Consider the following 11,273-nt stretch of genomic DNA (forward strand, 5'->3'; position numbering starts at 1 on the left):
TAACATGAAAAAGTACTTATTAATATTATTATTAGGTTTAACGTCCGCGATGCAGGCTCAAGCCCAACCAATGAAAATTGATTGGCAAGACTTGCAAGGAAAAGTTGAACCTTACCAAGACCCTTTTGGTGATTTAACGGAGGATCAACTTTATAATCTTTCTGTTTATGGTCGAATAACGGAAATGAAAAAAGTATTTCCTTCTTATAAGTTAACAGATGCAATGCTTAAAGAAGCTGAAGATGCAAAAGCTCAATTGATAAAAGAAAAAGTAGATATTGATGAAATGTTTGCGCAACGTGACATCATTATGGAAAAGCGTAAAAAAGCTTCTTTAGTAACCAATGACTTATTAGCAAATAGAGAAATAGAAATGTCTGGTTATATGCTTGCTCTTGAATTTGATAATGGCGAGGTTTCTGAGTTCTTATTAGTACCAACTATTGGTGCTTGTTCACACAAACCCGTACCGCCTGCAAATCAATTGATATACGTGAAAGCGAAACAATCAATTGCAACAGGCTCACCTTATATGCCAATTAAAATAACAGGTACATTACGCATTACCCCATCAACTCAAGACCTTTATTTGGTCGATGGAAATAAAAAAATCAATATGGCTTATAGTCTAGATGGCGCAATTGTAGAACCTTTTATTGCAACACATTAACAAGCTCAACTTGATAAACTTTTATAACTAAAGTTTATAGTTAAGCAGAACAAACTAAAGCCGTGATAGATTAACTGTCACGGCTTTTTTCTTTTGATGCCCTCTGAACTATCTGAACTATCTGAACTATCTGAACTATCTGAACTATAAATAAGAAATTTAACTAATTGCCCAGTCGAACGTTACAGATTGTGATTTGGAGTGTGTGCAACATAACCTAGTGTTATGAGCTTAAGCGATCTGCTAATTCTATTTTTGGCTTGCAGATCTATTTTATGTTGAGGTTTGAGCCATTAAATATCAAATTTAAAATGAAAATAAAAAACAACTCTCAACCCCCTGCAGGCTGAAGCCAGCGCCCCAAGTTCAAAAGCTTGAAGTGTTTACATGTGTTGATTTTGACTTTGTAGTTAACAATCAAAAGAACAAATCAACACACAACACCCTGCAGGCTGAAGCCAGCGCCCCAAGTTCAAAAGCTTGAAGTGTTTACATGTGTTGATTTTTACTTTGGAGTTAACAATCAAAAGAACAAATCAACACACAACACCCTGCAGGCTGAAGCCAGCGCCCCAAGTTCAAAAGCTTGAAGTGTTTACATGTGTTGATTTTGACTTTGTAGTTAACAATCAAAAGAACAAAAACAACACATAACACCCTGCAGACTAAAGTCAGCGCCCCAAATTCAAAAGCTTGAAGTATTTACATGTGTTGATTTTGACTTTGTAGTTAACAATCAAAAGAACAAATCAACACACAACACCCTGCAGGCTGAAGCCAGTGACACGAATTCACAAGAGCTAATCGCAGTAACAGGTTAGTCACTTTTGTAATATCTACTTTTTAATATCAAATCCCTGCATTCTGCTAACTAAAGTCAAAGCACTAAAACATAAAGATCAAAAATTTAACCATAACTCACTAATTTCGTCACATTTTAACTTTTATAGCTACCTTTCAATTAACTTATTTAACAAGCCTCTTTCTAAACACAAGCAATTGATTATCATGATTTTTTACTTTATTACACAATGGAAAAATCAAAATACAACACCACAAAAACGTGATTTATGTCACGTCAAAACTTTAAAAAAATAACTTTAAAGCAAAAAGTGAGCAGTAGATCTAATTAATTAAAAATCATTAATTTTAGCAATTAAACATAGATCACAAATTATAAGTTTGATTTTTAGCTGGATCACAAAATAATTTAATTAAGCAAAATGAATATATAAAAAGCTGTTAACTTCCATAAAGTAAAAGATGCTGTCATAAAACTGTAATAGTTCAGTATTAGCATGCCAGCCACATTAAAACGATTAACCTACCAGAAGGAAATGATCATGAAGAGCAATAAAGGACTTACAAAAGTAGCCATTGCGTTATCACTAGGACTTGTAAGCAATCTTAGTTACGCTGAATCTAAAATAAAAAATGTTATTTTAATGATTGGCGATGGTATGGGCCCTGGCCAAATGAGCTTATTAGAAGAATATGCAACTAAGGCACCGAATTCAATCTACAAGGGTCGTGATACCGCGATGAAAACGATAATTGATAATGGTGCTTTAGGCATGTCAATGCACAGCCCATTTAATGCCCTAGTTGTAGATTCAGCTGCTTCAGCATCACACCTTGCTACTGGTGTTGACTCTCCTTCAGAAGGTATTGGTATCGATAAAGATGGTAACCCTGCTGAGACAGTACTAGAAATTGCTAAAAAACTCGGAAAAGCAACAGGCTTAGTTTCTGATACTCGTTTAACTCATGCAACGCCGGCTGCTTTTGCTGCACATCAACGACATCGTTCACTTGAAAATGAAATCGCTGCAGATATGTTAGCAACAGGCCCTGATGTCATGTTATCAGGTGGTATTCGCTATTTTATTCCAGAATCAGTTAATGAAAAAGGTGCTTTATATAAACAACTTATGGAGCAAACTGGCGGTACAATTGAAATAAAATCTAAACGTAAAGATGAAAGAAATTTATTGGCAGAAGCTAGCGATGCAGGTTATTCACTTGCTTATACTCGTGATGGTTTAGCTGATGTTGAAGGCGATAAAGTACTTGGTTTATTTGCTTATTCAGGTATGCAAAATGGTATTACTTATAGCCAAACTAAAGACTCAGCTGATCGTACTATGCCAAGTCTGAAAGAGATGACGATGAAGGCACTTGATGTGCTTGCTAAAGATCCTGATGGTTTCTTTTTAATGGTTGAAGGTGGTCAAATTGACTGGGCATCTCATAGTAATGATGCAGGTACAGCACTACATGAAATGCTTAAATTTGATGAAGCAATTCAGTATGTTTATGATTGGATAAAAGATCGTGACGATACATTATTAGTTGTAACAGCCGACCACGAAACAGGCGGTTTTGGATTCAGTTATTCACGCGCTAATGTACCAGAAGCTAAAAAATTAAGCGGTTCTACATTTAAAGATCATGACTATAAACCAAACTTTAACTTCGGTACATTACCGACTTTAGATAGATTATACGGACAAAAAGAAAGCTTTGGCGACATGCTAGCTGAGTTCGATAAAACAGATAAAACGCCAGAATCATTATTAAAAATTGTTAACGCTAGCAGTGAATTTAAAATCGACTTAGCACAAGCTAAAAAGATTTTAGAAACTGAAGAAAACAAGTTTTATGATCCTGATAATACTTACCTAAAACTTAAAACGTTCCCTAAAGTTGACGATTTCGAAGCCTTTTATGTATACGGTCAAGATATTCGTGGTGACTTAATTGGACGTGAACTAGGTCAGGAACAAAATATTGTTTGGGGAACAGGAACACATACAAATACACCAGTAGCGGTTGTTGCTGTCGGTCCTAAAACATTTTCTGAGAAATTTTCTCGATTATCTCACCATACTGATATCGGTAAATTACTGATTGAAGCAGTAGAACAATAATGAACTACTAACTATCACCTTAAAAGGAGATAGTTAAGAAATGTTAAAAGCCGTATTAGTCATTAATATTACTAACACGGCTTTTTAAGTTTATGAACGAAGTATTTATCAGACCATCTTTCTACCTATTTCTGCACTACTCTACTAAACTATTTCAAACTCAGTTTACTTTCTTAACTATAAATCTCTTACCTTTAGATTTTCTTAAATCTATGATCACTTTTTCACCGCCAACTCCATGTATATTGCACTTTGCACTCACGACTACTTTTTGTATTGTTTTCGGTATTTCTACATTACAAAGACTACGTGTAAAAGGTTGTTCGTTATCATGAGGATGTAAAAGTACTCTTTTACCTAACACGTTACCTTCTAAATCAGCTATTTGCCAAGCGTCTGCATAATGATCCCAACTTTGATCGTTATGCCTTACTTGTGTCGAAAAGCACCAACTACCATTTTGACTTTGAGTTACCTTTACATATTGCACTTGTGCATAATCGAGAGAAGTCGAATAACTTTTAGCGTTAGCATCTGCTACTGTACTTAACGAAATAAATAATCCTAATAAGTATAATTTTTTCATTGTTCTCACCAAAATTGTTAAATCATCAATTTAATAGAAACATAAATTAACATAAAAACTAAACAAATATGAAATAGGGGTTATTTTTGAACAATATAGATCTTTAAGACTGAACTTGACGTATTAAACATCACACACAACAGTATGAAGTGAAATTCTAGGAGTTTATTATTACTATTAAACATTTTACTCAACATGATGTTAAAGCAATGCCAACTAGGCAACGTGCTCACTTCATTAATAGCTTATCTGGTTTTAAGAGTGCGAATTTAATCGGAACACAAGATGTAAATGGACAAACCAATCTTGCGATATTCAGTTCAGTCGTACATTTAGGTGCTTCACCTGCTTTAGTTGGTTTCATTATGCGCCCTGATAATAACGATCGACACACTCTAGACAATATTAGCATTAGCAAACAGTATACGATTAACCAAGTTTCTACAGCGTTTTACGAAAAAGCACACCAAACATCAGCAAGATACCCAAGAGAAAAAAGTGAATTTGAGGAAGTTGGTTTATCAACCTTTCATTTGGATTCAGTCAATGCTCCCTTTGTGAAAGAAAGTCGTTTGAAGTACGCTGTGACATTAAAAGAAATACTGCCTATTCCACTCAATAATACCTTGTTTATCATTGGTGAAATAACCGATGTTATTTGTGATGAAGAGACAATCAAAGATGATGGCTATATCGATATACAATCATTACAAACGGTTAGCATATCTGGGCTTGATAGTTATCATATAAGCGAACGTCTATCTCGCTTAAGCTATGCAAAACCCAACATGAATCCACACGAAATTAATGATAAGTTGAAATAAAATGACAGATAATCAACTAACCATTTTCTATGATGGTCACTGCCCTTTATGCAGTTTAGAAATGCAGAGATTAAAAGAGCAAGACGATAAAAACAATATTCTGTTAATTGATTTACACCAAGCTAACTTCAATGAACAGTATCCTCATATCAACGTTGATAAAGCATTAGCCATTTTACATGGTGAATACCAAGGTAAGTTGTTATTAGGTTTAGATGTTACTCATAGAGCTTGGACATTAGTCGGACGAGGAATATTGGTCGCTCCATTACAATGGCCAATCATCAAACCTCTATCACATCTCGTATATCTACAACTAGCAAAATATCGTTATCCTATTTCTCAATTTATTTACAAGCGTTTTGGAATCGGTATAAAACAATGCAATGAAGGAACTTGTTATGACAAACCAAACAACACTAATAATAGGGGCAAATAGCGCGATAGCGAAAGCCTTAGCGTTACAAGTAATAAAAGAAAGTGATACTAAGCTCATTGTCGTCACTCGTGATACTTCTTTCTATCAACATGAACAGTTTAATAATAGTAAAGTCATTAGTATCAAAGATTATCAAGAGTCTTCGATAAGTACAGTTGTACAAGACATAAGTAAAGATAAAACAACATCAATAAACCAAGTCTTCATTTGTCATGGTTTATTACATAATAACAATATTAATCCAGAGAAGCGTTTACAAGAATTTTCAGCAGAGTCATTCACTGAAATATTAACAGCAAATACTATCACCCCTCTCTTGTGGCTAAAAAATCTAGTGCCCATTTTAAAAGGGAAACAACCTTGTAAAGTAGTGGTATTTAGTGCGCGAGTTGGCAGTATTTCAGACAATAAAATAGGTGGTTGGTACAGTTACCGTGCATCAAAAGCAGCGGTGAATATGTTATTGAAATCTGCCGCAGTGGAGTTATCAAGAACAGCTAAAAATATTAAACTTATTTCCTTTCATCCCGGAACGACGGATACCCCTCTTTCTAAACCTTTTCAAAAAAATGTCCCTGAAAGTAAACTATTTACGAGTGAATTTGTTGCCAAACAACTACTACAAATAGTGTCAGAGAATGAAGTTGATGGAGAGGCAAGTTTTTTAGATTGGCAAGGTAAAACAATCCCATGGTAATTTCTTATTTAACTAAGTGACTTTAAGGTTAAAGTCGCTTAGTTAAAAATTTTTTACATCATCACACCTAGTTGTTTCTCATTTATTATTTGTCTTTTATTCTTTGTCAAAACTATCAACTACAATTGCTCCCATTGAAGCAGGCATACTGATCACTATAATACGCTTTATCGCAGTTAGTGGGTCATCAACGAAAGGTAGCTTATTCAAACAGAATAAGACTAATGCAACGACAAAAGCCGTCATTAAATATGCAATAACAATACGTAATATAAAAATAAACTTTCTGCTTTTAATCTCTTTCTGAAAAACACTTTGATAGGTATACAAGGTTAAAAACACAACAGATAGTGTTAATAATAACAGTAGGTTTTGAGTCGGTAACGTTTCACCTAATTTCCAAGCTTCCTCAGAAAATGATACAGGAACAGCAAGTGCAAATGCACCTACAAATATCTGCCCAGCATCTTCAGTATTAAAACTGTATTTCATATAAATCCTATTAGTGGTTATTTAGCTCAACATTTTCGGACTTTTTATTTAAGCCTTATACCAATCACACTAATTAACTTGTCTATTTTAATATAATTGATATTACTTAATAATATACAAAAAACAGGAGAATTAAGATCATAAATTCAGAGAGTACATATTTTTATTGATAAACTGCATTATACGAATAACATTGAATTTAAAGTAATTAGGACTCTTTAGCTATACAAAGAAACCGAATAATAGAAAGGAAATAACAATCCATTATCTATTCTTCTTAAGTTTTCGATGCTCCTCTAACCTTTATTATCAATGAGTTAGGCCTAGTAATAAACATGCTTTACTTCAAGGAAAGATGACAGTGCTTCTTTGTTCCTTTATATCAGCTTACGTCTTAATGGTTAAATACTAAAAAAACATGATCTGTCATTTTATATAACGCCACATATGCCGGTTACCAATCAAGTTTCATTATTCAGTCGTCCACTCGGACATAAAGACAAGAAGGCGTAACATTATGACAATGGTGAGTTCTTATCGAATGTTACACGCAGTATTAGTTTTCGAGTTAGCAAGTCGTGAGGTAACCAGCTTCGTTGTTATAAAGTCTCAATTTAACCCGTTAGATCTTTAACCTTATACCTAGAATCTATTTCACTTATGACTTGCTGATTTTTATATTTTAAAGGGTGACGGGTATAACTACATCATCACTTTTCAATTAAACCATAAGGTATTGAATTAAAGACTTTTGGTTCATTAGTGACTGTCGGTGCTGCATTCATACCTTTCCAATCAAGTAACATAATAGCGAGTACATTTCGATGTTCTCCCTTTTTTAAATCCATTTCTCCAGTAACGGAAGGTATTAAGCCATGTTCGCGGTTTAAAGCTTTTTGAATAACTTTTCTTGTTTTGAGAACAACAGGATCATCATCGAGTCCCGCTAGCAGAAAGTTAATTCCAACTTCAGCAATAACATCCTCTTTAGCCCGTTCGATAATCGTATCTATATTATTCCGATAGTAATCATATATCCATTGGTAATCTTGTTCATTAATAGGGTGTTGATAATAGCGAGATGCTGCAAATATAATGTGTGTTAATCCATAAACTTTATTCTCGAACTGTTGTTTAGTAAGAACACTGTCGTTGTTATCAGGATAAACTTTTTTAAACGTAGTAATAAAATCATCAACTACATCTTGCTCTCCTAGTTGTCTTAACCAATAAACTTGATTAGCTAACTGAGCAGCCCACGCTTTTACCATACTTTCATCTGTGACATATTTAGCAAAATCATAACGACGAATTACCTCACGTAACTTTTTATCATCACGATGTTTAAGTCCATATTCATTAGCACGCGCCATTGAACCTAATAAACCAACACCAAGATACAGATACTCTGGCATTAGTTTTGTTGCTTGATATCGCAATGCTGTACGTTGATTAGAATCATCACGATAATTTTCAATACGCTTCTCTGAATAACTTTGTATTTGTTCAGCTGTATGAACTTGATCGGCAAACATATTAAGTCTGCTAGCGACCCTCGCCATATCTGACCATACTGCAGGAGCATATTTGTTATCTAATGTCTGCCTATACATTCTCAATCCATAATGACCAGATTTGAAGGCAGGTAAAGTATATAAATTTGTTTCGTAAGTATGACGAATTAAATCGGCATCTTGTTTAAAATCATCGTTTTCAAGCTTATTAACTATGGTTGGCTTTGTTAAATCTTCGCCAGCAATATTGATGATTGGCGCACTAATCGCCATATTATGAAGCGCTATCAATATCAATACAAAAATGGCAATTGGAGTTTTAATCATTAATGTTTTCGTAATACTTCCTTTCATTATGCTCACCAATTTTATAAGTAATGTAATAATGATTTATTGAAGTTAAGTTTATGGCTCACTTAAAAGATATGTTCATTGATTTAAAGATATTATTTATATGGGTCTAGGTATTGATGAATAAAGAGTCACAATCACTTTGCACAAAAAAATAGTCTGCTATACCAATCACACTAATTAACTGATCTATTTTACTTATTTAATGTAATCGGTATTAAAAGATACTTTTTAAAGATTCAGCACTTTGCGTTATTTAAAATAAGACAACCAATACCCCTTAAAAGTTTCATTACGACAAATAAGCAAAAATATTAGATAAAATAATTTACCTAAAGCCTTATAAAAGAGATGAAAAAATAAGATCTGAGTATTCAGAATTAGCTCCTATTTGATAAGCTAACAATAAAGGTCATTATTAAATTCAGGTTTTGTAGTAATACCATTTCCGATAAATATGTGATCTAATTAAGCTTCTTACAAAGGAGTTAATATGAGTCAAAATTTTGCTGAATTAATTAATGCGACAACCAATGCGAGACAACGATTAAAATTACTCGCTGTCTCGCATTTCTTAGAAGGGAAAAGTAGAACTGATATTGCGACTTTTTTAAAGGTAAGCCGTAGAAGTGTCAACATTTGGATTAAAGCATACCTTCATTCTGGGTTAACAGGTCTGGAAGTAAAGCCCCGTAGCGGGAGGCCTCATCGACTCACGCCAGAGCAACTTGCTAACATAAAACAATATGTCATTGGTAATGCGATAAAATCAGAAGGAGGCTGTCTGCAGGGGAAGGATATAAAAGAATATATTGAAACAACATTCGGGGTCACTTATCAAAAAACTAATATTTATCATTTACTCAACAAATTAAATCTAAGCTGGATAACAACTCGCTCTAAGCACCCCAAACAATCAGAAGAAATCCAAGCATCTTTTAAAAAAATTCCAAATAATACCATTCCGCCTAATTATGTGATCTAATGTATTTAATTATTAACTGATTATATTCTCTTGGTGACGTATGAAAAAACATGATTTTTCTGAATTGGCCAAAACACATAAAAGTGTTCGTATGAGACTGCGTTATTCTGCTCTAGCGCACTTTCAAGAAGGCAGCTCTCGTACCGATATAGCTAAATTTCTTAAAGTGAGCCGTACTAGTGTTAATAAATGGATATCTCAATATCATCAAAATGGATTGGATGGATTAATTGATAAAAAGACAACTGGACGTCCCTTACGATTATCTGAAATCCAATCACTTCAACTAATTCAATATATTAATGAATATACAAAAAATGATAAGGGTGGCCGATTAGTAGGCACTGATATCCAGTTGTTTATTGCTGATAATTTTGGCCATCAATACCACCTTTCAAGTGTCTACAAATTACTTCACCGTTTAGGTTTTTCATGGATAACCTCTCGCTCTAAGCACCCAAAACAGTCCCTTGAAGTTCAAGAAGATTTTAAAAAAATTCCAAATAAAAATGATCCTTAAGATCCCTGGCCATATCTCATTAGATAGAGTCGATATCTGGTTACAAGATGAAGCACGTTTTGGACAACAAAATACAACAACAAAGCTATGGGCTAAAACAGGTAGCAGACCATTAGCTGTGAAACAGCAACAGTTTGAATATGCATATTTATTTGGCTCCGTTTGTGTCACTAATGGGCAATCACAAGCGATGGTAATGCCTTATGTAAATAAAGACATTATGTATGCTCACCTGAAACAAATATCCATGAGTACCGCCGAAGATCGGCATGCAGTCATTATTATGGATGGGGCTGGTTGGCATACAGAAGATCTTGCGACAGACTTTAATAATGTTAGCGTAATTAAGCTTCCTCCGTACTCACCAGAACTAAATCCGATAGAACAAGTGTGGAGCTGGTTGCGTCAACATCATTTAGCTAATCGTTGTTTTAATGGTTATGAATCAATTGTGGATGCGGTTTGTTATGCATGGAATGACTTTGTAAGTGATAGTCAAAGAGTAATAAAAATGTGCACTAGGGATTGGATGAATCTGATCAACTAATTAGGCGGAATGGTATTAGATAAAATAATTTACTTAAAGCCTTATAAAAGAGATGAAAAAATAAGATCTGAGTATTCAGAATCAGCTCCTATTTGATAAGCTAACAATAAAGGTCATTATTAGATTCAAGTTTTGTAGTAATAAAGTATTAACCTTAATTGTTAAATATTAAATATGACCAAGTAAACACACTAAAACCCCGCAGGCTAAAGCAAGCGCCCCAAAGCCAAAAACAAGGCTTCCCTCCAATCAATAGAACTTCCTGTAAGGGATATATTTCAACTCATTAATTTTAAAATCATCAAAACGAAAAAATCCCTGTTGACGTTAGTCAACAGGGATTGTTCGTATTAGGCGCTTGGCAATGACCTACTTTCACATGAGGAGACCTCACACTATCATCGGCGCAGCTGCGTTTCACTTCTGAGTTCGGCATGGGATCAGGTGGTACCACAGCGCTATTATCGCCAAGCAAAAACTTTTTAAAGCTTAGGCTTCTTTGAGCTTTACATTGTTTTAACCGGTAGGTTATTAACGTTTTTTTGTTAATCACCGTAAGGTAACAATCTAAATCTCTATAAAAAATAAATTAGAAAAGCTAATAGTCGATATGTTCTAATTCTGAAATTGTTAATCTTACAAAATTCTATATGTAAATACACTTCACAAGCGCTAGTTTAAAGAGTATCCACTCTGGTCTTGGTAAACACCAACACCA

The 11,273-nt window shown here is 34.1% G+C and carries 10 protein-coding genes and 1 rRNA gene; 7 read left to right on the forward strand and 4 right to left on the reverse strand.

The genetic code is table 11. From position 1 onward, the window contains the following. Positions 1-4: 4 nt before the first annotated feature. Together GQR59_RS14710 and GQR59_RS14715 are read left to right on the forward strand one after the other, a co-directional pair. A complete protein-coding gene (locus tag GQR59_RS14710; RefSeq protein ID WP_160063930.1) occupies positions 5-670 on the forward strand; it encodes a DUF3299 domain-containing protein in 666 nt (221 codons plus the stop codon). A 1,343-nt stretch (positions 671-2,013) separates the two neighbouring features. Beyond that, entirely contained in the window at positions 2,014-3,600 is a 1,587-nt protein-coding gene (locus tag GQR59_RS14715) for an alkaline phosphatase (RefSeq protein WP_201288115.1), read from the forward strand. Positions 3,601-3,760: 160 nt separating this feature from the next. On the opposite strand, the gene GQR59_RS14720 is transcribed toward GQR59_RS14715, so the two are convergent. Then, the gene (locus GQR59_RS14720; protein WP_160063934.1) at positions 3,761-4,186 is read right to left on the reverse strand and encodes a hypothetical protein; all 426 of its coding nucleotides are present in this window, start codon (positions 4,184-4,186) and stop codon (positions 3,761-3,763) included. A 209-nt stretch (positions 4,187-4,395) separates the two neighbouring features. On the opposite strand from GQR59_RS14720, the gene GQR59_RS14725 reads away from it, so the two are divergent. The 3 genes from GQR59_RS14725 to GQR59_RS14735 are packed head-to-tail and all read left to right on the forward strand — an operon-like array spanning position 4,396 to position 6,146. Next, the gene (locus GQR59_RS14725; RefSeq protein ID WP_160063936.1) at positions 4,396-5,010 is read left to right on the forward strand and encodes a flavin reductase family protein; all 615 of its coding nucleotides are present in this window, start codon (positions 4,396-4,398) and stop codon (positions 5,008-5,010) included. A 1-nt stretch (position 5,011) separates the two neighbouring features. After that, a complete protein-coding gene (locus GQR59_RS14730) occupies positions 5,012-5,449 on the forward strand; it encodes a thiol-disulfide oxidoreductase DCC family protein (protein ID WP_160063938.1) in 438 nt (145 codons plus the stop codon). Continuing rightward, on the forward strand, positions 5,412-6,146 hold the full coding sequence (locus GQR59_RS14735; RefSeq protein WP_160063940.1) for an SDR family NAD(P)-dependent oxidoreductase: 735 nt from the start codon (positions 5,412-5,414) through the stop codon (positions 6,144-6,146). Before GQR59_RS14730 ends, GQR59_RS14735 begins: the two co-directional genes overlap by 38 nt. A 96-nt stretch (positions 6,147-6,242) precedes the next feature. On the opposite strand, the gene GQR59_RS14740 is transcribed toward GQR59_RS14735, so the two are convergent. Both GQR59_RS14740 and GQR59_RS14745 read right to left on the reverse strand, forming a co-directional pair. Beyond that, positions 6,243-6,638, reverse strand: a complete 396-nt coding sequence (locus tag GQR59_RS14740) for a DUF2391 family protein (RefSeq protein ID WP_160063942.1) — start codon at positions 6,636-6,638, stop codon at positions 6,243-6,245. Between the two features lie 710 nt (positions 6,639-7,348). Then, positions 7,349-8,506, reverse strand: coding sequence for a DUF3541 domain-containing protein (locus tag GQR59_RS14745; RefSeq protein WP_160063944.1), 1,158 nt, complete (start codon positions 8,504-8,506; stop codon positions 7,349-7,351). A gap of 490 nt (positions 8,507-8,996) precedes the next feature. Here GQR59_RS14745 and GQR59_RS14750 point away from each other — a divergent pair, with 490 nt between their 5' ends. Next, the gene (locus GQR59_RS14750) at positions 8,997-9,488 is read left to right on the forward strand and encodes a helix-turn-helix domain-containing protein (RefSeq protein ID WP_160063946.1); all 492 of its coding nucleotides are present in this window, start codon (positions 8,997-8,999) and stop codon (positions 9,486-9,488) included. A gap of 40 nt (positions 9,489-9,528) precedes the next feature. Further along, a protein-coding gene (locus GQR59_RS14755) for an IS630 family transposase (protein ID WP_442966195.1) occupies positions 9,529-10,555 on the forward strand; the annotation gives its coding sequence in 2 pieces (ribosomal slippage) (positions 9,529-9,978 and positions 9,980-10,555; 1,026 coding nt in all). A 356-nt stretch (positions 10,556-10,911) separates the two neighbouring features. Here GQR59_RS14755 and rrf read toward each other — a convergent pair. Next, positions 10,912-11,027 (reverse strand): 5S ribosomal RNA (gene rrf, locus GQR59_RS14760). Between the last annotated feature and the right edge of the window lie 246 nt (positions 11,028-11,273).

The organism is Psychromonas sp. L1A2, assembly GCF_009828855.1.
Classification (GTDB): Bacteria; Pseudomonadota; Gammaproteobacteria; order Enterobacterales; family Psychromonadaceae; genus Psychromonas.